At 65.4% G+C, this 24,860-nt stretch carries 21 protein-coding genes; 2 read left to right on the forward strand and 19 right to left on the reverse strand.

Going from position 1 to position 24,860, the window contains the following annotated elements; all coding sequences use genetic code 11:
* Positions 1 to 235: 235 nt before the first annotated feature.
* The 16 genes from pgaD to H7A76_RS28915 all read right to left on the reverse strand — a co-directional run bounded on the left by pgaD (position 236) and on the right by H7A76_RS28915 (position 17,518).
* Positions 236 to 748, reverse strand: a complete 513-nt coding sequence (gene pgaD / locus H7A76_RS28840; RefSeq protein WP_185701661.1) for a poly-beta-1,6-N-acetyl-D-glucosamine biosynthesis protein PgaD — start codon at positions 746 to 748, stop codon at positions 236 to 238.
* Positions 748 to 2,097 (reverse strand): poly-beta-1,6-N-acetyl-D-glucosamine synthase, encoded by a 1,350-nt coding sequence (gene pgaC, locus H7A76_RS28845; protein WP_185701662.1) that lies wholly within the window; start codon positions 2,095 to 2,097, stop codon positions 748 to 750. Before pgaC ends, pgaD begins: the two co-directional genes overlap by 1 nt.
* Before the next feature lie 3 nt (positions 2,098 to 2,100).
* Positions 2,101 to 4,098 (reverse strand): poly-beta-1,6-N-acetyl-D-glucosamine N-deacetylase PgaB, encoded by a 1,998-nt coding sequence (gene pgaB / locus H7A76_RS28850; protein WP_185701663.1) that lies wholly within the window; start codon positions 4,096 to 4,098, stop codon positions 2,101 to 2,103.
* A 12-nt stretch (positions 4,099 to 4,110) separates the two neighbouring features.
* Positions 4,111 to 6,588, reverse strand: coding sequence for a poly-beta-1,6 N-acetyl-D-glucosamine export porin PgaA (gene pgaA, locus H7A76_RS28855; protein ID WP_185701664.1), 2,478 nt, complete (start codon positions 6,586 to 6,588; stop codon positions 4,111 to 4,113).
* Between the two features lie 282 nt (positions 6,589 to 6,870).
* Positions 6,871 to 8,373 carry a YdgA family protein gene (locus H7A76_RS28860; RefSeq protein WP_185701665.1) on the reverse strand — a complete coding sequence of 501 codons (1,503 nt, stop codon included), beginning with the start codon at positions 8,371 to 8,373 and terminating at the stop codon, positions 6,871 to 6,873.
* Between the two features lie 195 nt (positions 8,374 to 8,568).
* Positions 8,569 to 9,204, reverse strand: a complete 636-nt coding sequence (locus H7A76_RS28865) for an NADH:ubiquinone oxidoreductase subunit N (RefSeq protein WP_185701666.1) — start codon at positions 9,202 to 9,204, stop codon at positions 8,569 to 8,571.
* A gap of 90 nt (positions 9,205 to 9,294) precedes the next feature.
* On the reverse strand, positions 9,295 to 10,740 hold the full coding sequence (locus tag H7A76_RS28870; RefSeq protein ID WP_185701667.1) for an efflux transporter outer membrane subunit: 1,446 nt from the start codon (positions 10,738 to 10,740) through the stop codon (positions 9,295 to 9,297).
* Positions 10,737 to 11,627: an HlyD family secretion protein gene (locus H7A76_RS28875; protein WP_185701668.1), complete on the reverse strand. Its 891-nt coding sequence runs from the start codon at positions 11,625 to 11,627 to the stop codon at positions 10,737 to 10,739. The genes H7A76_RS28870 and H7A76_RS28875 overlap by 4 nt, the downstream gene beginning before the upstream one ends.
* Complete coding sequence (locus tag H7A76_RS28880) at positions 11,624 to 11,833, reverse strand: DUF1656 domain-containing protein (RefSeq protein WP_022643266.1); 210 nt, start codon at positions 11,831 to 11,833, stop codon at positions 11,624 to 11,626. Before H7A76_RS28880 ends, H7A76_RS28875 begins: the two co-directional genes overlap by 4 nt.
* Complete coding sequence (locus tag H7A76_RS28885; RefSeq protein ID WP_185701669.1) at positions 11,830 to 13,917, reverse strand: FUSC family protein; 2,088 nt, start codon at positions 13,915 to 13,917, stop codon at positions 11,830 to 11,832. Before H7A76_RS28885 ends, H7A76_RS28880 begins: the two co-directional genes overlap by 4 nt.
* Positions 13,914 to 14,342, reverse strand: a complete 429-nt coding sequence (locus H7A76_RS28890) for a MarR family winged helix-turn-helix transcriptional regulator (RefSeq protein WP_185701670.1) — start codon at positions 14,340 to 14,342, stop codon at positions 13,914 to 13,916. The genes H7A76_RS28885 and H7A76_RS28890 overlap by 4 nt, the downstream gene beginning before the upstream one ends.
* Before the next feature lie 131 nt (positions 14,343 to 14,473).
* Positions 14,474 to 14,755 (reverse strand): type II toxin-antitoxin system RelE family toxin, encoded by a 282-nt coding sequence (locus H7A76_RS28895; RefSeq protein ID WP_185701671.1) that lies wholly within the window; start codon positions 14,753 to 14,755, stop codon positions 14,474 to 14,476.
* Entirely contained in the window at positions 14,745 to 14,990 is a 246-nt protein-coding gene (locus tag H7A76_RS28900) for a type II toxin-antitoxin system prevent-host-death family antitoxin (RefSeq protein ID WP_085598199.1), read from the reverse strand. The genes H7A76_RS28895 and H7A76_RS28900 overlap by 11 nt, the downstream gene beginning before the upstream one ends.
* 64 nt (positions 14,991 to 15,054) lie before the next feature.
* Complete coding sequence (locus H7A76_RS28905) at positions 15,055 to 15,300, reverse strand: DUF2789 domain-containing protein (RefSeq protein ID WP_068576250.1); 246 nt, start codon at positions 15,298 to 15,300, stop codon at positions 15,055 to 15,057.
* A gap of 14 nt (positions 15,301 to 15,314) precedes the next feature.
* On the reverse strand, positions 15,315 to 15,776 hold the full coding sequence (locus tag H7A76_RS28910; RefSeq protein WP_185701672.1) for an aminoacyl-tRNA deacylase: 462 nt from the start codon (positions 15,774 to 15,776) through the stop codon (positions 15,315 to 15,317).
* A gap of 155 nt (positions 15,777 to 15,931) precedes the next feature.
* Complete coding sequence (locus H7A76_RS28915; protein WP_185701673.1) at positions 15,932 to 17,518, reverse strand: glycosyltransferase family 39 protein; 1,587 nt, start codon at positions 17,516 to 17,518, stop codon at positions 15,932 to 15,934.
* A 230-nt stretch (positions 17,519 to 17,748) separates the two neighbouring features.
* Here H7A76_RS28915 and H7A76_RS28920 point away from each other — a divergent pair, with 230 nt between their 5' ends.
* Both H7A76_RS28920 and H7A76_RS28925 read left to right on the forward strand, forming a co-directional pair.
* On the forward strand, positions 17,749 to 19,965 hold the full coding sequence (locus H7A76_RS28920; protein ID WP_185701674.1) for an outer membrane assembly lipoprotein YfiO: 2,217 nt from the start codon (positions 17,749 to 17,751) through the stop codon (positions 19,963 to 19,965).
* Positions 19,935 to 20,684 carry a DUF3142 domain-containing protein gene (locus H7A76_RS28925; protein ID WP_185701675.1) on the forward strand — a complete coding sequence of 250 codons (750 nt, stop codon included), beginning with the start codon at positions 19,935 to 19,937 and terminating at the stop codon, positions 20,682 to 20,684. Before H7A76_RS28920 ends, H7A76_RS28925 begins: the two co-directional genes overlap by 31 nt.
* On the opposite strand, the gene H7A76_RS28930 is transcribed toward H7A76_RS28925, so the two are convergent.
* The 3 genes from H7A76_RS28930 to H7A76_RS28940 are packed head-to-tail and all read right to left on the reverse strand — an operon-like array spanning position 20,647 to position 24,769.
* Positions 20,647 to 22,131, reverse strand: a complete 1,485-nt coding sequence (locus H7A76_RS28930) for an efflux transporter outer membrane subunit (protein ID WP_185701676.1) — start codon at positions 22,129 to 22,131, stop codon at positions 20,647 to 20,649. The genes H7A76_RS28925 and H7A76_RS28930 overlap by 38 nt on opposite strands.
* Positions 22,128 to 23,198: an HlyD family secretion protein gene (locus tag H7A76_RS28935; protein ID WP_185701677.1), complete on the reverse strand. Its 1,071-nt coding sequence runs from the start codon at positions 23,196 to 23,198 to the stop codon at positions 22,128 to 22,130. Before H7A76_RS28935 ends, H7A76_RS28930 begins: the two co-directional genes overlap by 4 nt.
* A gap of 26 nt (positions 23,199 to 23,224) precedes the next feature.
* Entirely contained in the window at positions 23,225 to 24,769 is a 1,545-nt protein-coding gene (locus tag H7A76_RS28940) for an MFS transporter (protein ID WP_185701678.1), read from the reverse strand.
* Between the last annotated feature and the right edge of the window lie 91 nt (positions 24,770 to 24,860).

Below are 24,860 nucleotides of genomic sequence, written 5' to 3' on the forward strand. Positions count from 1 at the left end.
TCAACTATTTTCCGGATGGCCTGGCCTGAACCTCGAATGGAGCGTGAGGAGCATATTCGCGCAACTAACGCGCAGTCACGGGAAACATCAATAATTGATCAATATTCAGAAAGTTCCTAAATGCACTAGATAAACATCTGATCTTGAACATACAAAATTCAGCACAATAAAAACCCGGATCGTCAGATCCGGGCTCGGTGCACTCAAACCAGTCAGGTCGGTTTCCCGCTGATCCCTAGGCCTTGTCCTCATCCCCCTCCGAGCGCAAGTGGATCACCCGGGGTGGCGGTTCGGCCACCAGCGGTGGATGGGGCTGGTCTTCGGGCAGGACGCGGTAAAACTGGGTAGTGACATGGCTGATCCAGCCCTCTGCATCGTTGTGCACGATCAGGCTGCCGGGCTGGCGCATCTGGGCCAAGGTCTCGTCGCTGAGCTTGAAGGTCTCGCTCAGGCGCTTGTCGTCCACTACCGGGGCCGGCAGGCGTGGCGGATACTTGCGATTGCGGCGCTGGCGATAGCGAGCCCAGGAAATCAGCAACACCGCATTGATGACCGCCACCAGCCCATAGAACTGCAGGGTGGTCAGGGCATCGAGCACACCGGCCTCGAACCTGGGCCCTTCGTGGGTATAGAGCAGCGGCCAGAGACCCCGGACCAGCAAATAGAGAAGCCCAGCCCAGCCCAACAGGGTGAAGAAGACGTCGACTATCACCAGGAACGGGCGCTGGCGGGTGCGGATGATTTTCATCAGCGCACCTCCTCTTTGTCATTGATGGGCTTGATGCCGCGGTCGGGGCTGACCCAGCGCGCGCGCTTCTGGTGCTCGCTGAACAACACCTTGGGAAAGCTCACCAGGGTGGTGAACAGGCTGATGAACCAGAACGCCAGGGGGTACCAGACCGCCCAGAACATGGTTTTCCACAGGTCCTTCTCGTAGCGGCGGTCGATCAGGATGCTCACCGCGAACTGGGTCAGGCAGACCATGGACAGCACCAGGCCGGTGAAGGCCGGCGGCACGATGGTGTGCACCGCGATGGCCTCGGGCATGACGATGAACTTGCCCAGGGCCCAGAAGATCACCGATAGCAGGAAGGTGAAGGCCCAACCGGTGGACAGGCAATAGTCGAACAACAGGGTCCACAGGTAGCGATGCCGCCACTCCCAGATGCCACGGATGTTCTTGAACAGCACCTCGGCGCCCCCCTGGGCCCAGCGCAGCCGCTGCTTCCACAGGCCGCGCAGGGTTTCGGGCATCAGGATCCAGCACAGCGCCCGGGGTTCGAAGAACACATACCAATGGTCCAGCTGCAGCTTCCAGCTGACGTCGATGTCCTCGGTGATCATGTCCGGGCTCCAGTAGCCCACCCGATGCAGCGCCGTGCGGCGAAAGGCGACGATCACTCCGGAGACGGTGAAGACCTTGCCGAACACCCGCTGGGTGCGCTTGATCAGGCCGATGATCGAGGAGAACTCGCCCACTTGCACCCGGCCCACCAGGGTCGAGCGGGTACGAATGCGCGGGTTGCCGGTCACCGCCCCGAGGCGCGGATTATCCAGCATCGGCGCCACCAGGTAGGCCGCCGTGTTGGGCGCCAGCAACGCATCGCCGTCGATGCACACCAGGTATTCGCTATGGGCCGCCACCGCGCCCATGCGCAGGGCCACGGCCTTGCCCTGGTTCTGCGCCAGGTGCAGCACCCGCAGGCGCGGGTCGAGGGCGGCCAACTGGTCGAGGATCGGCCCGGTGTTGTCCTTGGAGCCATCGTCGATGGCGATCACTTCGATGTTCGGATAGTGCTGGGCCAGGGCCGCGTGGATGGTGTCGGCGACGTTATCCCCCTCGTTGTAGCAAGGGATGAGGATACTGATCAGCGGCTCGCCGGCCAGCGGTGGCGGCAAGGTATCGTCGTCCCATGGCCAGTGGCGCTCCCAGTGCAACCAGAAATACAGGCCGCCGGCGATCCACAGCGCCGACATGAACAATGGGTAGTAGAAGACGAAATCCATGAGGAACTCGCCTGTCACCACGAAGATCAGGCCCAGGGGCACCCCCATGACCAAGGCCAAGACCACTACAGCGAAGATACGATCCAGCATGATTCATGGACTCCATTTGTTGGAGAGCGCGGGCCGCAAGGTCTTCAGGTCCGGTGAGTTCTCGAGGAAGTTGTCCGGGTAGTAACCGAAGTTGATGGCGCCCTGGCGCTTGAGCCGGCCCATCCAGTCGGCCATCTGCATGGCGGGCAAATCACTGGCGGGCTTCTGGGTCCAGTCCCGGGCCTGGAGTTCGAAGACCGTGCGCTGCAACGCGCCGGGGCGCGTGCGCACCTGATCCACCAGGGCCTCCAGCCAGGGCCCGGAGTGCCGTGCGCTTTGCCCTTCCATCAACGGCATGGCCATGGGCGCGGTCCAGTCATAGCTGGCGAGGAAATCGTCGAGGTTCTGGGCGAACCAGGTTTCACTTTCAGGATTGATGATCGGCTCGGCGAACAGGTTGCGCGCGGTCTGCACCTGGGGCCCACGGACCGCCCGGACCTTGGCCGCCAGTTCATGGGTGAAGTCGATCAGGTAACGGCTCTTGAAGCGGGTCCAGCGTTGCAACGCGGCGGGGTCGTCGCGCAGCCCGGCGATGGAACCCGGCAGCCCCTGGGCGGCATAGGCACGCAGAGCCCCGGGGCTGGCGTCCTCGAAATCCGAGAGCACGGCGTCGTCATGGAACAGGATGCCGTCCACCGAAGTCATGCGCGCCACATCCTCGTACAGGTCGCCGATCAGGCGGCGTACCTGCGGGTCGAAAGGCGACAGGCGCCGGTATTGCTTCGGATCGACCGCCACCTGGCCGGTCTGCGGGTCCCAACGCGTGACCCGGGGCAGCCTGGCATCCAGGTCGAAACTGAGCACCGGCATCCAGGCATAGACCTTGACGTGGGAGCGGGTGCGCAATTGCCAGGCGACCCGGTCGAACAGGTCGGCACGCATCGGCAGGTGGCGATTGGGGAAGTACAGCGATTGCACCAGGCCGTCGCCCTTGGGATCGGCGAAGGCCTGGAGGAACACGGTATTGGCCCCCAGGTCGGCGATACGCTGCACCAGCTTGCCGAGGTTGATCTCCTGCTGCTTGGGGTCCGGGTCGTAGACGTTGTCCAGGTCCACGTGCACCACGCGCATGGGCGCCATGGTCTCGGTGCCGACGATGCTGTTGGAGAAGTGGATGCCGTCAGGGTCCGAGACCACCAGGAAACGCGGGCTGCTCATCAGGTTGTCGAGACGGTCCAGGCCGTCGTCCAGGGTCAGGGCCAGCTTGAAGCCCTGGCTGTCGACCACCTGTAAGGTCGAGCCATCGGCCGTGCCATAGGGCCAGACCCAGACCCGCGGACGATAGCCGGTGGCGGCCAGGATCTTGTCCGAGATGGTGCTCACATCCTTGCGCATGCGCGCCTGGAACTCCGCCTCGCTTTCATAGCGCCCGGTGCGCGGGTCGTAGCGTCGGGTCGCGGCAGCAGGCTGCATGTTGCCCTGGGGATTGCCGAGGATACCCAGGTGGCTGTTGTCGGTGTGGGCGGCGATCTCCACCAGGCCGGAACGGGAGATCTCGCGGATCTGCGCCCAGGTCAGGAACTGCGAGCGCGGCCGCAGGTCGCCGGCGAAGTTCACCGGCTGGTCGGCCGGGGTGTCGATCCAGGTGCCCACCGGGGCCAGGAGGGCCGGCCAGCGATAACTGCGCAGCACCGGCATGACCCGGGTATGGAAGCTCGAATAACCGTCGTCGAAACTCAGCAGGATGGCCTTGGCCGGCAACTCCGGACCGCCCCGGCGGGCCGCCAGGATCTGGTCCACGGTGACCGGCTTGTAGCCGTTCTCGCGCAGCCAGGCCAGTTGCTGGAGCATGCGATCGGTGCGCACCGCCACCACGCGCTGGTCCGGGTTGCGATCCTCGATATCGTGGTAGGCGATGCCCAGCACATGGTTTTTCGGCCAGGGCGCTTCGTTGTTCGGCAGTGGCCGTTGCGCCGGGGCGACGAAGTCTGCGGCGGGCTGGGAACAAGCACTGAGCAGTAGCGCGCCCAGCAAGAGGATGCAACGCTCGATCAGGCTCATCGTCACCGTCCTCTAGAAGCGATAGGTAAGGTCCACGGCCAGGCGCAAGTCGGTTTCCCGCTCACCGTCGTAGGGTCGGTTGATCACGCTCAGCACCGCGCCGATATCGAACACGTCGTTCCAGCTATAGCGCTGGCCGTAGCTGACCAGGCCGACACCGCCGGTGGAATAGTCGCGCTGGCTGTAGGTGCCGACGCCGAACTGGAACTGCTGGCTCCAGGAGGTTTCGTAGCGGTGGTAGAGCACATGGTTGACGTTCACCGTCGGCAAGACGCTGAAGTCGGACTTGGGATTGAAGTACGGCGCGTCGTCCCGGGTGTTGTGGCTGCTACCGACCTCCAGGCCCAGGTCGACCTGGACCCCGGGTGAGCGATAAACCCCTTCGCGGCCGGTGAGCAGGGCTTCGAAACGGTTGTTGCCATCACTGAAGTGCGAGGGGCTCAGGGACAGTTTCCATTCCCGGCTTTCATTGGCCCGCCAGCGCAGGAAGGCGCTGCCGCCATTGGCGCGAATGTCGTTCTTGAGGGCCCGCAGCGGGGTCGCGGCGGTGAGGTAGTCGAGGCTGCCGCCGTACTGCCAGTGGTCGTCGATGTCCCGGGCCAGGGCCACCCGGGCACCGGTCTTGCTGCCGTAGCCGTAGGAGTGGTTGGACACCTCGGCCTCCAGGGTCATGTCACGGGTGCGCCGCTCCACGCCCAGCAATTGCCAGCGGTGATGGCCCTTGCCCTCCTGGAAGTCGCCCATGGCGTAGCCGACGCCCGCGAATACGCGCCAGTCTTCATCGATGGGCGGGCTGTAGAGCCGGCTTTCGATGCCGAAATCACGGCTGCCGGACACCGCCCCCGGGCCATTACTGCCGCCGCCATTGCTCTTGCCGCCATAGGTCGAGACCCGCAGCTCGGCCATGTCGTGGACCTCACGCTCCCGGGCCAGGCGTTGCACCGCGCGGTTCTCTGGATAGCGCGCGACCACGTCGTCGGTCAGCGCATCCAGCTGCCGCCATTCCTGCAGGTCCTGGGCGGTATGCCCCTGGGCCACTTCCAGGGCGACATCGCGCGGCGCCACGCTCTCGATTTCCTTGAGCAGGTATTCCGCCCGGCGCGGCCAGTCGCGGGCCAGGTACAGGTTGGCCTGGGCCAGGCGCACATTGACGTTGCCCGGGGCCTTGGTGGCCAGGTCGTCCAGGCGCTGTTCGCTATCGGGCAGGGCATTGCCGTAGGTGCCGGCCTGGGCCGCCAGCAGTTGCGCGTCCAGCCAGTCGTCGTTGGGATCGCCGACCGTCTGCCCCACCAGCTGGATGCGCTGGGGTTCGCTATTGGCCAGGTCGTTGGCCACCTTCAGCGCCGCCTCTGGCTGTTCGCTTTCCAGCAATGAGTAGTACAGGCCGGTGGTGTCTTCGACGCGATTGCCAGGGTCGGCGTCCGGAGCACTGAGCACCTTGCGGTACAGGTCGGCGGAGACCTCCGGCTGGCGCTGGTCGAGGTAGGCCGAGGCGACCCAGCGCAGGGCGTAGGTGGGGATGGCCACGCCCGCGGCGGTCAGTTGCTCGTACTCGCTGATCACCTCGGCGGTACGCGCCCGGGACTTGAGCGCGCCCAGGCGGTCGATGCGCCAGCGGGTCACATCGTCCTGGGCCTTGGGATCGTTGCCCCAGGCGGCGAACAGCGCGTCATAGTCGGCCAGGGCGCGATCGGCCACCACGAAGCGCTCCTTCTCGCTGCGGCTGGCCAGCTCCGACAGGCGCACCCGCTCGGCGGCCAGGTCGCCCTCCATGCGCCGCTGGATGACCGGGTCGATCAACCCCGGATGCTGGTGCGCCAGGCGCACGGCCGGCTCCGGCAGGCGGGCGCGTTGCAGGGCATGGATGTACTCGCGCAGCACGTCGGGCCGCTCGCCGGCACGCACGAAGGCCTGGTCGTATTCCACCAGGGCATCCTGGGGCTGATTGGCCCGGGTCAGGGCGTAGCCCAGGGCCAGGCGCCGGTTCAGATCCTCCGGCTTGGCGGCCACCAACGCCCGGGCCCGGGCCACGGCTTCGGCGGGCTGGCCGGCATCGGCCTGGGTCAGGGCCAGGCCCAGTTGCAGGTCGGCGTTCTTGGGGTCGCGCTCCAGGGCCTGGCGATAGAGCCGGGTGGCATTGTCCCACTGCTTGAGGTTGCGATAGGCCCGGGCGGTGGCGGTCAGGGCCTGTACCGGCAGCACGCGATTGCGCCCCTGGCTCTCATAGACATTCACCACTTCTGCATCCAGCCCGGCCCAGCTGGCGATCTGCAAATGGTCGCTGACCAGCCCGTTGGTCAACTGGTTGGCCGGTACCTGGCGCAAGTGATCCAGGGCCGGGGCATAACTGCCCGCCCGGGCCTGGATGATCAGTTGGTCATAGGCGGCGTCGGCGAATACCAGGCCCGGCAACAGCAGTTGGCTGCACAGTGCCAGACGAAACAGCGGGCGCAGGCCAAAGCGGCGAGCAGGATGAACAGTGCGTTGCATTTCGTCAGCACCTTTACATGGCTGGCCGGAGTACTGCGTCCATGCCTGTACGCCCCGGCGACCGGGACCAAGCGACCGGGCGAAGCTTTCCGGGAGAAGTCTTTCACGTAGGTTAGTTCAGAAATTGCAACGCCATAATTATTCAGGATCAGATCGGCAAAACCTCCCCAAAGGCCCATGCACCGGGGCCTTGGACAGCACGACGCCCGGGCTGTGGCATCCACGGCACCGGGCGTCTAGGGTGGTGCAGCCGATCGCCAGGGGCGATCGGATGGCGGTCGCTTACTGCTGCGCGCCTGCGCCAGCCACCTTGCTCATGACGAAGCCAATGAACTGCTCGACCGTCATTTTCTGGCCATTGAAGTTCACTTCGTTATTGGCGTAATGCAGGGCCGAGACCACGTTGTTGCCGTCCAGCTTGGCCAACTGGGTGGCAACGGCCATGGCGCTGAGCATTTCCGCGGTGGCGGCGCTCTGCTCGGCGATCTGCTTGGCGTCGGTCATGCCTTCGGCCTGGGCCTGCAGGGCCGCCACGTCGGCGACCATCGGCTTGGACAGCGACAGCTTGGCATCCAGTTGGCTGATCAGCTGCTTGCCCAGCTCTGCGGTAGGCAGCTCCAGGTTCTGCGGCTTGGCCAGGTCCAGGCCCAGGCTGAAGCGGCTTTCGCCGTTGCCGGTCTTGAGCGCCAGGCTTTCCAGGGCGATCTGCGGCTTGGCGGCCAGGACCTTGTTCACCGCGTCACGTACCTTGGTTTCCTCGGCTGGGGTCAGTTGCAGCTCCGGAGCCGGCTCGCCACGGGCGGCCGCCTCGGTCGCGGCCTTCTGATATGGCTGCAAGACGTTCTGATAGACCTGCACCAGGTCGACCATGCCCTGGCTGTCCAGGTTCTTCATGCTCCAGAGCATCTCGGCGGAACCCACGGTCTTGCCGTCGAAGGCGATCTCGCCCACGCGGTAATCCGCGCGGCCGGAGACGTTGCTGCCGGTTTCCTCGCTGGACGTCTTCTGTTCGAAGTTCTTCAGGGTCAGCACCGACTGCTTGTCGCCGAAGGTGGCCTTGGTGTTGCTCAGTTCCAGGGTGTTCTGGCCCAGGTAGTAACCAAAGCTGCTCTTGGTCAGGTTGCTGGCCAGGGTCAGGCCGTTGACCTCCAGCTTGCCCGGAGCTTGGTCGGGGGCGCTGATGGCCAGGCTCAGGCTATCCACATAACCATCGACCTTGGCCTTCTGGCGGCTGTCGCTGACGCTGATGGTGGCGTTCAGACCGGAGAACTTGAGGCTGCTCTGTTCATCCAGGGCCAGGTCCACCGGGGCCAATTCCAGGGTGCCATCGGCAGACAGATCGTAGGCGACGTTGACCACGCCCTTGAAGGGCACAGCGCCCTTGGTGGCGGCGAACCACTTCTCGGTCTGCGGGCTCTTTTCCAGTTCGTAGCGACTGGAGGCCATCACTGGCAGCCACTTGAGGCGGACCAGGCGTGAGAACGGCAGCGGGCCGTGTTCGATGTGGTCGCTGATCAGCAGCTCCAGGTCACCCCGGAACAGGTCGCCCTGGCCCTTGAGGCGATAACGAGCGTTGCTGCTGAACACACCGCGGTCCAGGGACACCAGCTCCAGGCTCGCCGTGGCGTCGTAGCCGATCAGCACTGCCTGCAGCTCCTTGTTGCTCTCGACGATCTGCTGCTGCAGAACCCCCTCCAGCTTGGTGCCGGTGTACCAGGCGCCGCCGGCACTGATTGCACCCACTGCGACGACGATTCCTAGAAGTACGCCTGCTGATTTATTCATGCTTGACCCGATCGATATCCATAGTTTGAAAGTGCGCTGGTCTTCCCTGAACCCATGACAGGTCGCGGCTCGACTCCGCGTGAAACCGGCGCAGATTAGCATTGGCGATGGGTTGGAGCGCAACAGTGGTGCAGCTGCAAGCGCCAAGCGAAAGCAAAAGCGAAAGGCAGGGGGGCGCTGGCTCCAGGCTTGCGGCTAGGAGTATTCGAGCTCGAGGGCATCGAGCTGATGGTCGAAGCTCTTGAGCCGGGCGCTCCAGGTGTAGACCAGCACTTCGAAGTCGCGATCGATCACCGCGCTGTTGCCTCGGGACTCGCCACGGGGGTCGCAGAAATCCAGTTGGTAGCGCTCGCGGGCCATGGCCGTGGCGACATCCGACAGCTCCCGGGCATTGCTCAGCCAGTGGTGGCCGTCGTCGGCTTGCTTGTCGAGCCGCATGCACTGCGCCTTCAGGGCTTCGAGGCTTTTTTCCAGCGGGGTGCCGGTGAGTTCGCCCATGATTTCGGCGAAGGTCCGCCCAGGCTGCCAATAGCTGCCCCAGAAGTAACGGTCGAAGACGGTCTCGACCCGACGCAGGGCCACCTTGGTGTCCCAGATGGCCACCAGGGTCTTGCTCTGCTCGAGCTGTCTTTTCTTGATCTTCTGGCCCTGGAACGAGGCCCAGGCCACCACAGCGATGGCCAGCACCGCGATCAAGGCGCTGGCACTGTCGAGAAACACCATGGCCTTGTCGATCTGATGGGCCAGCATGACCCCGTAGAAGTAGGTGGCAGACAGCAGTATCAGGGCGCAGAGCGCGCACCAGAAGCCCGGAGCATAAGGGTTTTTCATTATTGGAATCCCCATGGCCATCACGCTTTGATCATGGCAAGGCGCCCGGCACTCGGCGTCTTGCCAACTGATCAAAGCATAGCAACGGCCTCAGGGTTTAGTGACTGGCGGAGCTTGCGTTCGTCCGCTTTCCCAACCGCCGCCCAGGGCCAGGAACAAGTCGATCTGGCTCATCGCCACCTGGGTGTTGGCCGCCGCCAGCTGGGCACGCATGTCGGTGTAGGTACGAGTGGCCTGCAAGTCGGCGAGGAAGGACGCGCGCCCGGCCTGGAAGAACCGGTGGGTCTGGTCCGCCGCCACCTGCGCCGACTGCTCGGCGTCGGCCAGGGCATCGCGCCGTTGCAGCTGGGCACTGTACTGGGCCAGGCCGGTCTGGGTTTCGCGAATGGCGTTGAGCACCACCCCATCGAAATGCGCCAGGGCCGCCTGGCTCGTCGCCTCGGCTTCGCGGATGCGCTCGCGGGCACCGTTGGCCGGCACCGTCCAGCTGATCACCGGGCCGAAGCCCCAGCGATTGGTGGAAGCCTTGCCCAGGTTATCGAGGATACCCACGGTGCCCACGGTGGCACCGATGCTGATGTCCGGGTACAGGGCCCCGGTGGCGACGCCGATCTGCGCGGTGGCCGCCGCCAGGTGACGTTCGGCCTGGCGTACATCGGGACGGCGCTTGAGCAGCGCGGCGCCATCGCCCACCGGCAACAGCTGGGCGATATGCGGCAGCTCGGCGCAGCTGGCGGTGCCGGCCGGCAACTGGTCCACCGGCCTGGCCAGCAGCATCGACAGGCGGAACAGCCCCGACTGGCGCGCCGCTTCGTAGCGCGGCAACTCGGCCCGCAGGGACTTGAACTGGGTCTGGGAGCGGGTGACCTGGGTTTCGTCGCCACGCCCGGCGTCGCGCAGGCGCTGGGTCAGCTCGGTGCTCTGGGCTTGCAGGGCCAGGGAATGCTCGGCGATTTCCCGCTCCTCGTTGGCCGCGCAGACCTGGGTGTAGGCCCGTACCACATCCGCCACCAGGGTGATGCGGGCGATGTCCGCCGCGGCCTGGGTCGCATCGGCATTGGCCTTGGCCGCCTCGATGCCGCGCTGCAGGGTGCCGAACAGGTCGAACTGGTAGGAGGTGCTGATGGACAGGTTGCCGACGTTGGCCACCGGCACTTTCTCCGGTAGCAGGAAGGCCTCGCCGGACTCCTGCAGGCGCTCGACCCCGGCCTTGACCCCACCGCTCCAGCCGCCGGCGGCCTGGGCTTCGTCCACCTGGGCCCGGGCGCGGGCCAGGTTGGCCGCCGCCACACGCAAATCGGTGCTGGAAGCCAGGGCTTGCTGCACCAGCTGGTCCAGGCGCGGATCACGGTACAGGCGCCACCAATCGCCGGGCACCGGGGCCGAAACCACATTGGCGCCCTGGCCCGCCAGCTCGCCTTGCAGGTCCGGGCGTTGCAGCGCCGCCTCCTTGGGCAACTGGTAATCCGGCCCGACCTGGCACGCCGAGAGCAGCAAGCCGAGCCCGAGCAGGGCCACGCGCGCGCCGTGGTTCATTGCCCGCGCTCCTGGCGGGGCTGGTCGTCGATGATCGCCACCGTAGCGGTGCGCCCGGCGATCATGCGAAAGTCCGCCGGCACGTCGTCGAAGGCGATGCGCACCGGGATCCGCTGGGCCAGGCGCACCCAGCTGAAGGCCGGGTTGACGTTGGGCAGCAGGTTGCTGCCGCTGCTGCGGTCACGGTCCTCGATCCCGGCGACGATGCTCTCCACATGCCCGCGCAGGCGCGCGCGATCGCCCACCACGCGGATATCCACGGCCTGGCCGATATGGATGCCGTCGAGCTTGGTTTCCTCGAAGTAGCCGTCGATATGGAAGGAGTTGCTGTCCACCACCGACAGCACCGGGCGCCCGGCGGTGACGAATTCCTGGGGCCGTGGCGCACGGTCGTTGACGTAGCCGTCCACCGGGCTGCGCACCACCGAGCGATCGAGGTTGAGCTGGGCACTGTCCACCGCCACCTGGGCCTCGGCCAGGGCCGATTGGGCCCGGGCCTCGCGGGATTGGCTCTCTTCCAGCTGCTCGCGCGGCACCAGGTTGCCCAGGCCGCGGTTGCGCTTGGCCTCGCGCTGGGCCTGGGCCAGGGTTTCCTGGCGGTCGGCCAGGTTCGCCCGGGCCTGGCGCAAGGCCAGGTGAAAGCGGTCCTGGTCGATGCTGAACAGCACCTGGCCACGCTTGACCAACTGGTTGTCCTTGACCTCGACCTGCTGGATCAGCCCGGAGACATCCGGAGCGATCTGCACGATATCGGCACGGATATGCCCGTCCCGGGTCCAGGGCGCGAACATGTAGTACATCACCATGCGCCAGACCACCACGACCGCGAAGGTCACCACCAATAACGTCAGGACCACACGGCCGATGGTCAATAAAGGTTTTTTCATGTCATCAGGTATCGGCTGAGAGAGTCGACGACGCCCAGCAACAAGGCGTAGAGACCCACGTTGAACAGTGCCCGGTGCCAGACCAGGCGATAGAAGTGCAGGCGTGTCAGCAAGCCGTGTACCAGCAGGTACACGCCATAGGTGATGCCCATCAACACCAGCAGCGTGGGCAGGAACACCCCGCTGATATCCAGATCACCGATCATAGGGGCGCTCCATCAATGCCAGGGGGAAGGGGTTCTGCACGGTCTCCCGAGGCCACGAACTCGACGCCCGGCAATAGCGCCAAGCGCAGGCCGCTGAGGGCGTGCAACAGGTGCCGGCGGGTTTCGTCGTCGCCTTGCAGACGCTGGCTGTCCAGGGCCTGGCGGGTGCGGTCCAGGGTCATCAGCAGCGGGCTCGGCGCCTCGAGGCGCTCACCGGCCTTGAGGCAGGCCTTGAAGTACTCGCCCACCTCGGCCACCACCTGGCGCAACAGACCCTGGGCCACGCCCTGGACCCGTGGCGCATAGGCCAGCAGATCCAGCACGTTGAGCGCCACCCGCAGTTCGCGCAGGGCAACGCCGGTGTCCTGGCCGGTCATGGCCAGGCGCGGCAGGTGCTGCATCAGCCGGTCGAGCATTTGCGCGCCCATGTGCCGGTGTTCGGCCAGGGTCGCCGGCTCCGAGAGGCTGACGATGTCGCGCCAGCTGAAGCGGGTCAGGCGCTTGGCCGCCAGCTCGGAACCGAACGGCCGCGCGACCAGGGTCCAGATAAAGGCGAATAGCAGGCCGATGGGGCCTGCCAGGTTGGAGTTGGAAAAGTTCAGGAAGTCGGCGTCGTAGGCGCCCTGGATACTGATGAACGACGCGGTGTTGACGATGGTCAGGAGCATGCCCAGGTAGAACCTGGGCTGCACGGTCAGGGTGCCGACGCAGATGAAGGGCACGGCGAACACCAGCACCAGCATGGCGAAATCATGCAGGTTGGGCAGGATCAGGAACAGGTAGAGGCTGGCGAACAGCACCGACAGCGCGGTCCAGAAGAAGAACCGGTAGATCTGCGGTGCCGGGTCGTCCATGGCAGCGAAGAAACTGCAAGCCACCGCCGCCAGGATCACCGCGCTGCCACCGTCGGTCCAGCCCAGGAGAATCCACAGCACCGAGGCGACGATGATCGCCAGCACCGTGGAGCCTGCCGAATAGAGCATCAGCCCGCGATCGAGGAACGGCGTCAGCCGGCCCAGGCGCCAATGGCGGTAGACCGCGCGCCAGGTGTCCTGGCTTTCACACTGGATGGCGTGCTGCAGGCTGCGGCAGTCCTGCCACAGGTCGATCCACTCGCCCAGGCGGTACAGGGTATTGGAGAACAGCAACTGGCTCCGGTCGTCCAGGGCCCGGGCATCGGGCTGCAGGGCTTCGAGCTCGCCGCGCAGGGCCTGCCAGCGCTGCGTCGAGGCATCCTGGGCGGTACTGTCCAGCCACTCGTCGGCCTTGGCCAGCAAGGGCGCGAAGCGCTCGGCCAGCTCCGGCGCCCGGCGCTCCAGGGCAGACAGGGCGTCGTCCAGGGCATCCACCACCGGCAGCAGGTGGATCATCCGCCCGCGCAGTTCCTTGGTGTTGCGTACCGTCTGCGGCCGCGCGCCTTCGTGGGGCAACTGGCCGATCATCATTTCCAGGGTGTTGAAGGTCGCCACCATCGAGGCGCGCAGGGCACTGACTTCCTCGGGCCGCACATCGCGGGTGAGGAAGCGCCGGCTGTAGGTCGCGGCATCGGCGAACCACTTGCCCGCCGACCCGACGAACACCGGGGCCAGGCGCCGGGGCCAGAACAGGCTACCGATCACCGCCGCACAGATAATGCCGAGGAAAATTTCCTCGGTTCGCGCTTCCGCCACGTCCCATACGGCCAGGGGGTTGTCCACCACCGGCAGGGCGATCATCGGCAAGGTATAGCCGGCCAGCATCAACGCGTAGTTGTTGGCCGTGCGCAGGTGCATGGACAGGAACAGCAGGATGCCGGTCCACAGGGCGATGATTACCACCAGCAGGTAGGGGCTCTGCACGAACATCGGCACCAGCAGCACTGCCGCCGAGGCGCCGAGGAAGGTGCCGACGGCGCGGTACAGCGCCTTGGAACTGGTAGGGCCGACGAACGGGCTGGAAACGATGTACACCGTGGCCATGGCCCAGTACGGGCGAGGCATCTGCATCAGCATGGCGATGTACAGGGCGATCATCGATGCGGCGAAGGTGCGCACGCCGTAGAACCAGTCCCGCGCGGGAGGCACGCCAGTGAAAAAGCCTTTCAAGATGACTGCACCGGAGAGTGGTTGGCGGACTCGAAGGCCTGGATCACTCGCAAGGCCGCTTCCAGGTCCTGGGCACTGATGCCCGCCAGGACCTCGTGACGCAGGCGCACCAGTTCGCCCTCCACTGCCTGCACCAGCTCGCGACCACTGTCGGTCAGGCTCAGGCACTTGGCCCGGCGGTCATGGGGGTCTTCGCTGCGGCAGACATAGCCGGCGTTGCACAGCTGGTCCAGCAGGCGCACCAGGGACGGGCTCTCCATCCCGGCCGCATGGGCCACGGCAACCTGACGCACACCCTCGCCCAGCCGCCCGATCATCAACAAGGGCACGGCGCAGGCTTCGGAAACCCCGAAATTGATCAGCGTGTTCTGGCAGATCCGGCGCCAATGCCGCGCCGCGACCACCATGCCACTGCTGATGTTCATGTGAAGAGATTCAAGGGAATGGGGCACAAGACTGTTCGCACACTGATAGTTTGCTAACTATCAATATGACAGCAACAAATATTTTCAGTCAAGTTTTGTAACAAATATCCGGATCACGTTCCGAATGTGCTTCAACGCTTCCTGGCTTGCTCGTAAACAGCCCCGCGCTCGCGCTTATCGACCGCGACAACAGCCACCACAACGCGCTGCTCGATAACCTTATAGACCAGCCGATAACCCGAGGCCTTGAGCTTAATCTTGTAGCAGTCGGGTAAAACGTAAAGGGCATCTGCTGGGACTTGGGGCATTTGCAGCCGTTGCACGAGCCTCTTCTTGAATGGCTCGCGAAGCGTATGGCCCAGCTTGTTCCAGTCCTTGAGCGCCGAAGGCAGGAACTCGAGTTTATAAGTCATCCAGACTGACCGGGACGGGAGTCTCCTGACTACGCGCCCGAACGATCTCGGCCAGTTCCAGGTCGTCCAAACGCTCCATCAACGCTTCGAAAACTTCAGCAGGAATCATGTAGCCCATGACCCGGTTGTGGTTCAACACAGCCACCGGCCCACCTTGAGCGCCGTTCAATACCGCTGAAGGATTCTTCTTCAACTCAGATACGCTGACGGCTTTGTCAGCCAGGATACTTTGCATTTTCATGACCTCAATTGAGGTCATGATTCTGGTCTAAATCATCGCTCCCAACAACCACAGCTCATCATCCTCCCCGCCCCTTCCTCAACAGCACATCCAGTTGGTCCACCACTTCGGCCCAGTCGGCATCGTCGAGGATTTCATCGCGCAAAAAATCCGCCTGGCTCTTGCTCCAGAAAAACGCATCCGCCAGGTGCAGTTCTGGTTTCAGCGGGGAATGGGAGGCGATGAAACGCTCGATGCTCACCGGGTCATCGGCCAGCCCCAGTTGCTTGAACAGTGCTGGCAGGGTGTGGGTCGGTGATTCCATGGGAAAACTCCTGATCAGTGACAGACTTCGCAGATCTCGGCATTGGGCACCATGCGCAGGTATTCGGCCATGCTCATGTGCACCAGGCTGTGGTGGTTTCCGGCCTCCAGGTAGATGTCCTTCTGGCGGGTCAGCAATGGATCGATGACCACGTCCAGCCCATAGGACTCGCCCAGGGCCGGTACCGCGCCGCGCTCGCAGTCGTTGAACAGGTACGCCAGGGTGCTTTCCCGGGTGACTCGCCACTGATCGCTGCCGCTTAGCTTGCTCAGGTCCAGGTGGCGGCTGGCCGGCAGCACCGCCATCAGGTAGCGCCCGTGCCGGTCATCGAGGATCACCGACTTGGCCAGGCGCTCCGCCGGCACCCCCGCCACCCGTGCCGTTTCCAGGCTGCTGGCCGAGTGGGGATGGGTGACCAGGTCGAACTGGCAATGGGCTTGTTCCAGACTGTGTTGCACGGTTCTGGCCATACGCATGATGCACCTCGATGCCCCGCCGACGGGGACAGGACTGTGACTCCCTGATGCAAGTCTAGGCCGGGTGCAGCCAGGTGCCGGAGCAACTTCCCAACGGTGATCCCGGGCGCTCGCGGCGGGCCGGGCGAATTATCCACAGGCGGGCGCACGCCCGCTCAGCGCCCCGGGCAAGCGAGGCCGCAGGTCTCATACAGGATCGCCTGGGTATCGCCACCGGCATGCTGGTCGAGCTTTCGCCAATGGCCGGGAATCGACGGGAACTCATCCGGATCGACCCGGCTCATTACCAGCCAGACCCGGCCATTGCCAAGGGGCAAGTCCTCCAGGCGGTCGAGGTAGACCCCGGCATTCTCATCGATCAAGGTGCCAAAGCCGTAGCGGTTGGGGCGGGTCGACACACCTGCCGCTGTCGGCGGCGTGTACAACCGGGGAGCGATATGGCTCCGATCGTAGTAGCCCCAGGTCAGGTACCAGAACATGTCACCCAGTACCACCTGGTCGCCAGGCAGGGTGTGGCGATTCATGTACTCGACCATGTTGTCGAACTGGTCGTCGGCATCCACGGTGTAGTTGTTCTTCAGGCCCACGCCGAACACCGCCAACACCACCAGCAGCAGCGCCACGGCCAGGATCTTGAAGCGTTGCGCCAGCCGGTCGACGGCCAGGGCCAGGCACAACGGCAGCCCGAGGGCTGGCACCGTCAGGTAGCGCTCGATGAATACCGGGGAAATGAACGACACCGCGAACACCAGCAAAAGGGGCAAGACGCTGTAGATCACCAGCAAGGTCGGTAGGCGGGAGCGGCTGCGGTCGCTGCAAAGCAGGTAGGCCAGCACCGCCGCCAGCAAGGCTGGAAGGCTGACGAACAACCAACCGGGCATGCCTTCGCCATCGTCCTGGGCCAACAGTTGCCAGATCATCGAAGGCAATGAACGCAAGGTGACCGGTGGCTCCCAGCCGACATCGCCACCCGCCTTCAACTCCTCCATATGCAACACCAGGTCCACCAGCCCCGGCAGCCAGGGCAGGAACAGCAGCACGATGGCGACATTGGCCCACCACCAGCTCCGGCGCCGCAGGAAATGCCGCGCCGACTCATGCCGGGGTCGGGCCAGGGCCAGGTAGAGCCAGTGCGAGACCACGCAGAACGCCGTGAAGTAGTGGGTATAGAAGCCGGCCGCCATCAGCAACGCATAAATCACCAGGTAGCGTCGGCGCTGGGGCCCGCGCACCCAGTAGACCAACGCCAGGGTCGCCCCCAGCAGCCATACGCCCAGCAGCGAATACATGCGCACTTCCTGGCTGTAGCGCACGGCGGTAGGCAGCAGCGCCAGCAGCAGGCAGGCCAGCAACGTGGCCCGCCGACCGGCGACCAGGTGCATCAACCAGGTCCCGAGGAATACCGCGAGCGCCCCAGGCAACGCACTCATCAGGCGGATCGACAGGATCGAGTCGCCGAACAGCCCTATCCAGCCATGCAACAGAACGAAATACAGCGGCGGATGGACATCGTAGGCGGCATGCGCCCAGATGCCGGACAACGGGAACTGGGCCAACAAAACACTGGAGCCCTCGTCGCCCCAGATCGCCGCCGCCGTCAGCTCGTAACAGCGCAAGGCCAGGGCCAACAGCAGCAACGGCACCAGCCAGGGTTCGCGAAGCAATTGCGCCAGGGGTTGCGAATGCGTGACAGCCTGGCGATATAGCTGCTTGGCCGTTTGCTCGGTACTCGGTACGCCCATCACCACCCTCTGCCGATAGATCTTCGCTCCCACCCGGAAGCCATGACGCGCTGATTGTAGGCCAGAACCCCCGGGGCTTGTCCGGGACTTATGGTTGCGCGCATCCACGCTGTCGATCGGCGCACAGCAGATCCAGGCGGATGGCCATATAATCCGCGCATCGGGCCGTCCACCTCACTCATCAACAGCTGAAGGCTTGTCCTGATGGCCTCCTGAATTAGGGACAATTCATGCGCATCGCACTCCTCTCATCGCTGATCCTGGCCACTCTCTGCACCAACCAGGCCCAGGCCAGCTCCGACGACTTCTGTGCCCCGGCCTGGAAGCTCTACTCCAGTCGACTCGACGGTTGCAGCAACCTGCCCTTCCTCAGCCCAGGCAACGACAGCCGGGTCAACCTGCGCCTGTTGATGGCCGACCAGGGCAGCCTGGCGCTAGTGCCCCGGGCGCTGAACAAAGATGACCTGAGCCTGGGTTTCGGCCCCGTGCCCTTCCCGACCTACCGCTTGCGGCCACTGGACCCGGCGGACGAGCACGACGGCGATAGCACCAACGCCGCCTTGTCTCCCGCTGCCGCCGAGCTCAACAGCCGGCTGCAGGCCCTGGGCATTTCCCGCGACAACCAGAAGGCCGCGGGGGATAACTTCATCGAGGGCGAGGGCAGCCGCTGCCGCAGCAACTCGGACACCAGCGCCCTGGCCTTCGTCGCCCAACTGGACCACCCGCAACTGAGCCCGGCCGAACGCCAGGCCCTGGCCCAGGCCCGGATCAAACTGCTGGGAGCCTGTTCCTGGGAAGCCAACCCGCTGGCCGACCTTCTGCCGCAGAACCTGGCTTCCGCGCCGGCTCGCGACCTGGCCAGCTACCTGCAGGCCAGCGTCCAGTTCTATGACGGTCACTTCGATGACGCGACCCGGGGTTTCACCAGCCTCAAGGATAACGCCCTGCCCTGGCTGGCCGAGACGGCCACCTACATGCTGGCGCGCACCGCCCTCAACCAGGCCCAGCAGAGCGCCCTGGACGAATGGGGCACGGTCAACCTGGAGCATGTGGATAAGTCGGCGCTGCAACAGGCCGGGTCAGGCTTCGATGCCTACCTGACAACTTATCCACAAGGGCTCTATAGCGTGTCCGCCAAGGGGCTGATCCGCCGCGTGCACTGGCTGCAAGGCGATACCCGAGCCCTGGCCGATGACTACGGCCAGCAACTGACCCGGAGGTCGGACAGCCCCGACGACAAGCGCCAGGACGACCTGGTGGCGGAGATCGACTACAAGCTGCTGGACAATCCCAAGGCCGATATCCAGGTCCCGCTGCTGCTGGCGGTGCGAGACCTGATGGACATGCGCCTCGATCCGTCAACCAGACTGACCCGAGAGACCCTGGTGCAACACAAAGCCTTGTTCGCCGGGCAACCGGCCTTGTACGACTATCTGCAAGCGGCCTTCACCTTGTTTGTCGAGCAGCAGCCAACGGCAGCGCTCAAGCAATTGCCGACGCAGATTCCAGCCCAACTGGACTACCTGGCCTTCAGCCAGCAGACCCTGCGCGGCCTGGCCATGCAGGCCCAGCAAGACTGGAAGGGCGCAACGCAGCTGTGGCTGCAACTGCTGCCCCTGGCCAAGCAACCGTTGCAACGTGAGCAGCTGGAACTGGCCCTGGCCTACACCTATGAGCGCAGCGGCGAGCTGGCCAAGGTATTCGCCGCCGACTCGCCGATCGAGTCCGCCCAGGTGCGCGCCATCCTCCTGCGCCACGTGGCCTCGCCCGAACTGCTGCGCCAGCAAGCGCGCCAGGCCGATTCGCTCGAAGAACGCAACACCGCGTACTTCGTCCTGCTCTACAAGAGCCTGACCCGTGGCCAGTACGCCGCCTTCAGCGAAGACTTGCACAGCGTCAACCAGGGCCTGGATACGAGCCAGGGCAAGGGCGTCCTGTCCAACGACAACATCGGCAACTACCTGGGCTACATCTACGCCGACGGCCCTTCGCTGCAGGTGTTCAACTGGAATGGCCAGGGCGAGGCGGGCGAGAGCGCCAACTACACATGCCCGGGCATTGCCGAGACCGCGGCGACCTTGCGCAAAGACCCCAAGTCCCCCGCTGGCCTGTTGTGCCTGGCGGAGTTCATACGGCTGAACAACTTCGACCAGATGCCCCTGGATACCAAGCCCGAGGCCGAGCGCCTGGGCGGCACCCCGGACCAGTTCCCGGGCAGCACCTACTCGCGGCTCGACAGCTACCAAAAGGTGATCGACAACCCCAAGGCCAGCCGCGATGAGCGGGCCTTCGCCCTGTACCGGGGGATCTACTGCTACGCCTCCTCCGGCAACAACCGCTGTGGCGGCCAGGGCGTGGAACCAGAGGTACGCAAGGCCTGGTTCCGCCAGTTGAAGACCAAGCTGGGGGACACCCAGTGGGCCCAGTCGCTGCGTTACTACTGGTGAGGAACTACCTGGGCTGCTGCCTGCTGCCACTGTGGCTGTGCTGGACGAATCCGGCGGCCGCAGCGGTGGATGCCGCCGACCACGATGCCTTCTGGCTGTGGAGCGGCGTCAAGACCCAACCGGTGCTGGCCCAGGCCAGGACCCTGTACATCCTCCAGGGCCAGGTCAGCCGTTCGCGGCGCCAGCCGGCACGGGGTGTCGAGCTCATCGCCCAGGGCCTGCCGGTGTCGCGGCTGCGCCAGGACCAGGTCTGGGTGGTCTATCGCGCCCACACCCTGGCCTGGCCGGAAACGATCTACAGCCAGTTGCTCGGCCAGGTGCAACGCTGGCAAGACAGCGGCACCCAGGTGGTGGGTATCCAGATCGACTTCGACAGCGGCACCCGTGACCTGGAGCGCTACGGGCAGTTCCTGCGGGATCTGCGCCAGCGCCTGCCCGCGCAGTACCGCCTGAGCATCACCGGCCTGATGGACTGGAGCAGCAACGGCGACCCGCAAGCCATCAGCCAGCTCAAGGGCGTGGTGGACGAGGTGGTGGTGCAGACTTACCAGGGCCGCTACAGCATTCCCAACTATGCCTCCTATCTGCCGCGCCTGGATCGCATGGGCCTGCCCTACAAGGTCGGCCTGATCCAGGGTGGCGCCTGGCAAGAGCCCCAGGCGCTGCGCGACAGCCCCTGGTTCAGGGGATACGTGGTGTTCCTGCAGAACCCTGGCTAGCCAGCGGATACACCGACTCCCAGCCACCGCCCAGGGCCTTGTACAAGCCGACCATGGCCAGGGACACCCCGGCGGAGCTTTCCACCAGCTGTTCCTGGGTGGCCAGCAAGGCGCCCTGCACGGTCAGGACGTTGACGAAGTCCACCACCCCCTCGATGTACTGCTGCTGCGCGGTACGCAGGGCGATCTGGTTCTGCCGCACCGCCTCGGCGAGACTGTCGCGCCGCAGTTGGCTGGCGTTGTAGCGAGTCAGCTGGTCGTCGATCTCATGCCAGGCCCGCAGCACGGTCTGCTGGTAGGCCACCGCCGCTTCCTGCTGCTGGGCTTCACGCAGCTTGAGCACGCCGCGCAGGCGACCGCCGTCGAACAGCGGCAGGCTGAACTGCGGGCCGAAGCTGTACTGCCGGGAGTTCCAGGAGCCGAAATCCGCCAGTTGCATGGCCTGGGAACCGAAATTGCCGGACAGGGTGATGCGCGGATAGAAATCCCCCTTGGCCACGCCGATGCTGGCCGTGGCCGCATGCAACCGCGCCTCGGCCTGGCGGATGTCCGGACGGCGCTCGGCCAGTTGCGAAGGCAGGCCGATGGCCAACCGCACCGGCGGCTGCGGCACTGGCGCATCGCCGGCCAACTCCTTTTGCAAGGCCTGGGGTGGCTCGCCCAACAGCAGGCTCAGGGCATTGATCAACTGCGCCTGGCGCTGCTGCAATTGCGGCAGGCGCGCCTCGATGGTGGCGACCTGGGCCGCGGCCTCGGCCACGTCCAGGTCGGTGGCCACCCCGTCGGCCAGGCGCAATTGCGAAAGCTTCAGGCTGTGGCGCGCGACCTCCAGGTTCTGCTCGGTGACGGCCCGGGTGCTTTGCACGCTGCGCAATTGGATGTAGTCCCGGGCGGTTTCCGCCAGCACCGACAGCAACACTGCGCGCCGGTCGTTTTCCGCCACCTCCAGGCTGGCATCGGCGGCCTCGGTCTCGCGCCGCACGCGGCCCCAGAAGTCCAGCTCCCAGGAGGCCGAGAAGCCGCTTTCCCAGAGGTTGAAGTCGGACTTGCCCTGGTGCCCGGAAGGGTCGCTCAGGCCTTCGCTGCTGTTGCGCTTGCGTCCGTAGCCACCATTGGCCGCAGTGCCGGGATAGCGCTGGGCGGTGATCACCTGGCGTGCTGCACGGCTCTGCTGCAAGCGGCTGGTGGCCAGTTGCAGGTCAAGGTTGTCGGTCAGGGCCCGACGGCTCAGGGCCGACAGTTGCGGGTCGGCGAACACTTCCCACCAGCGCTCTTGCAGGGCGCTGTCCACCGCCTGGCTGTCGGCGGCCTGCGCCGGCGTGGGCCAGGCCTGGAGCCGGGTGGCCTGGGGCCGCTGGAAATCCGGGCCGACAGTGCACGCGGCCAGCGCCAACAAGCTCACCGCCAGCAGAGTACGGGCTCCGTGGCTGCCGTATTCGCGGCTCATCGCTGGGTCACCTCGCGGGCGCTGGTGGCGGAGCTGCGGGTATCGACGCTGGCTTCCACCGACATGCCCACACGCAGGCGCTCGGCCATGGGCTGGTCGGGGTCCAGGAGGATCTTCACCGGGATGCGCTGCACCACCTTGGTGAAGTTGCCCGTGGCGTTGTCCGGCTTCACCGCGGCGAAAGTCACGCCAGTGGCCGGGGCCAGGCTTTCGACGCGGCCATGCAGGGTCTCGCCGCCGAGGCTGTCGACACGCACCTCGACCACTTGCCCGGCGTGCATGGCGGTGAGCTGGGTTTCCTGGAAATTGGCCACGACATAGGCCTGCTGCAGCGGCACCACGGCGAGGATCTTGCTGCCGGGGGTGACGTAGGCACCGACCCGCACCGCGCGCTCGCCGACCATGCCATCGACCGGGGCAACGATGCGGGTGTAGGACAGCTCGTAGCTGGCCATTTCCAGGGCCGCCTGGGCCCGCTTCAGGCCACCTTCGGCGGCATCGCGCTGGGCGGTGAGGATCTCCACCTGTTTGCGCTCCGCCGCCAAGGCCGCCGTGGCCGTCGCCAACCGGGCGCTGGCCTGGTCGATGCGGGTACGTGCTTGCTGGGCGTTCTGCACGGTGCCGGCGCCGACCCCGGCCAGGTGGTTGTAGCGATTGAGTTCATGCTGGGCGAAATCCATCTCGGCCCGGGCAGCCACCACCGCGGCCTGGGCCTGGGCGATCACCGAGCTCTGGCGGTCCAGGGTCGCCCGGGCGTTCTGCAATTGCGCCTTGGCCACCAGGGTCTCGGCGTCCGCCGCCTGGGCCGCGGCCCGCAGGTCGCGATCATCGATCAGCGCCAGCAGTTGCCCGGCCTTGACCTGCTGGTTGTCTTCCACCAGCACCTCCTTGATGAACCCCGCCACGCGGGGCGCCACCAGGGTGTAGTCGGCGGCGATGAAGGCATCGTTGGTGCTCTGTTCGCTGGAGCGGCCGAACAGCCCCGGCGCCACCAGGTAGGCGAGCACGCCGAGGGCCGCTACCGCCGCCACCGCGACGGCGATCTTGTCTTTGCTTGCAATAGTCATGGGAATTCTTCCGTATCGTTCAGCGTTCAAACAGGCGCCCGCGGTGGATAGATCCGCGTCGGCAGCCAGAAAATCAGCAGGATCAGCGCAGCGGCCACCCCTGCCATGCAGAAATAGAGGTCGGCACAGGTCAGGACCACCGCCTGCTGGTGCAGGCGCGCGGCCAGGCCAGGCACCCGGTCGTCCACCAGGGGCGAGTTGCCCAGGCTGTCCACCAGCAGGGTGGAGTGCAGGTGCAGGCGGTGGGTGGTCAGCACGTCCAGGACCCCGGTGGCGACCACCGCCGCCAGGCCCTTGACCGTGTTGAACCAGGACGAGGCGAAAGGCCCCTCCACCGGTGCGATGCTGCCGGTGGCGAGCATCAGCAAGGGCAGCACCGCCATCGGCTGGCCGAAGATCTGCAGCAGTTGCAGCACATAGAAATCGTCGCGAATCCATACCGAAGTCAGGTGCGTACCGCCCAGGCACGACAGGGTCAGCATGCCCAGGCCGATCCCCAGCACCCAGCGGCAGTCGACCCAGCGCAGGTTGCACAGGGCCGCCACCAGCGGCAGGGCGATCAACTGTGGCAGGGCCATCACCAGCATCACCGGCGCCGTCTGCAACGGCCGGTAGCCCTGGACCTGGGCCAGGTAGGCCGACGGGATGATGATCACCGCGGTGAGCACCACCAGCACCCCGGCCAGGGTCAGCAGGGAAAACGACAAGTTGCGGATGCCCAGCATCTGCAGCTTGAAGAAGGGAATCGGCTGCGACCACTCGTTGATCATGAACAGCACCAGCAGGATCAGGCCGCCTCCGAGCAACAGGGTGATCAATGGCGACTCGAACCAGTCCAGGCGATTGCCCTGCAGGATGCCGATCACCAGCATGCAGATCGCCGGGAAGCCCAGCAGCAGGCCTCGCCAGTTGAACTGCTTGAAACGCTCCAGGCGCAGCGGGTCCTGGGGCAGACCGTAGGCGATCGCCGCCATGGCCAGCAGGCACGGCACCACCACTTGCCAGAAGGCCCAGCGCCAGCCCACGTACTCGGTCCACAGCGCCGCCAGCGGCGTGCCCAGGCTCGGGCCGAAGGTGGCGGTCAGGGCATAGCCGGCCAGGCCGTAGAGCTTGATGTTGGCCGGCAGGAAACGCAGGGCCACGGTCATCAGCATCGGCGGCAAGGCGCCGCCGGCCAGGCCTTGCAGGGTCCGCAGGAGCAACAGGCTCTCGTAGTTGGGGGCGAAGGGACACAGGATCCCCAGCAGGGTGAACAGCGCGATGGCGCAGAGGGTGAAGCGCCGCAGGGAAAAGGTCACCGAACACCAGGGCGCGAACGCCATGGCAGCCACCGAGGTGGCGGTGTAGCAGGCCACCAGCCAGGTGCCTTCGTCGTAGCCGATGAACAGCGCACCGCGGATATCCGCCAGGGCGATCTTGGTCACCATCTCGTTGAGGCCGGAGACCAGCACCGCCAGCAGGACGCCCACCAGGCCGATGACGATCCGCAGCCCGAAGGTTTGCGCAGGGGGGGCTGCCGGCTTGCTGGCGGCTTCGACCGAAGCAGGCGCAGCGACAGCGAGGGAACTCATGGACGTACTGCTCCAGGTAAAGAAATACCAGAGCAGTTTATGAACAGGCAGTGCTGACGAAAACTGACTTATCGGAACTTAATAAATGCAC

The organism is Pseudomonas sp. MSSRFD41, from assembly GCF_014230245.1.
Classification (GTDB): Bacteria; Pseudomonadota; Gammaproteobacteria; order Pseudomonadales; family Pseudomonadaceae; genus Aquipseudomonas; species Aquipseudomonas piscis.

Bases quoted from the DNA above. Each gene is read 5' to 3' on its own strand.
- pgaD (WP_185701661.1), bottom strand. From the start codon at position 748: ATGAAAATCATCCGCACCCGCCAGCGCCCGTTCCTGGTGATAGTCGAC.
- pgaC (WP_185701662.1), bottom strand. From the start codon at position 2,097: ATGCTGGATCGTATCTTCGCTGTAGTGGTCTTGGCCTTGGTCATGGGG.
- pgaB (WP_185701663.1), bottom strand. From the start codon at position 4,098: ATGAGCCTGATCGAGCGTTGCATCCTCTTGCTGGGCGCGCTACTGCTC.
- pgaA (WP_185701664.1), bottom strand. From the start codon at position 6,588: ATGCAACGCACTGTTCATCCTGCTCGCCGCTTTGGCCTGCGCCCGCTG.
- H7A76_RS28860 (WP_185701665.1), bottom strand. From the start codon at position 8,373: ATGAATAAATCAGCAGGCGTACTTCTAGGAATCGTCGTCGCAGTGGGT.
- H7A76_RS28865 (WP_185701666.1), bottom strand. From the start codon at position 9,204: ATGAAAAACCCTTATGCTCCGGGCTTCTGGTGCGCGCTCTGCGCCCTG.
- H7A76_RS28870 (WP_185701667.1), bottom strand. From the start codon at position 10,740: ATGAACCACGGCGCGCGCGTGGCCCTGCTCGGGCTCGGCTTGCTGCTC.
- H7A76_RS28875 (WP_185701668.1), bottom strand. From the start codon at position 11,627: ATGAAAAAACCTTTATTGACCATCGGCCGTGTGGTCCTGACGTTATTG.
- H7A76_RS28880 (WP_022643266.1), bottom strand. From the start codon at position 11,833: ATGATCGGTGATCTGGATATCAGCGGGGTGTTCCTGCCCACGCTGCTG.
- H7A76_RS28890 (WP_185701670.1), bottom strand. From the start codon at position 14,342: ATGAACATCAGCAGTGGCATGGTGGTCGCGGCGCGGCATTGGCGCCGG.
- H7A76_RS28895 (WP_185701671.1), bottom strand. From the start codon at position 14,755: ATGACTTATAAACTCGAGTTCCTGCCTTCGGCGCTCAAGGACTGGAAC.
- H7A76_RS28900 (WP_085598199.1), bottom strand. From the start codon at position 14,990: ATGCAAAGTATCCTGGCTGACAAAGCCGTCAGCGTATCTGAGTTGAAG.
- H7A76_RS28905 (WP_068576250.1), bottom strand. From the start codon at position 15,300: ATGGAATCACCGACCCACACCCTGCCAGCACTGTTCAAGCAACTGGGG.
- H7A76_RS28910 (WP_185701672.1), bottom strand. From the start codon at position 15,776: ATGCGTATGGCCAGAACCGTGCAACACAGTCTGGAACAAGCCCATTGC.
- H7A76_RS28915 (WP_185701673.1), bottom strand. From the start codon at position 17,518: ATGGGCGTACCGAGTACCGAGCAAACGGCCAAGCAGCTATATCGCCAG.
- H7A76_RS28920 (WP_185701674.1), top strand. From the start codon at position 17,749: ATGCGCATCGCACTCCTCTCATCGCTGATCCTGGCCACTCTCTGCACC.
- H7A76_RS28930 (WP_185701676.1), bottom strand. From the start codon at position 22,131: ATGAGCCGCGAATACGGCAGCCACGGAGCCCGTACTCTGCTGGCGGTG.
- H7A76_RS28935 (WP_185701677.1), bottom strand. From the start codon at position 23,198: ATGACTATTGCAAGCAAAGACAAGATCGCCGTCGCGGTGGCGGCGGTA.
- H7A76_RS28940 (WP_185701678.1), bottom strand. From the start codon at position 24,769: ATGAGTTCCCTCGCTGTCGCTGCGCCTGCTTCGGTCGAAGCCGCCAGC.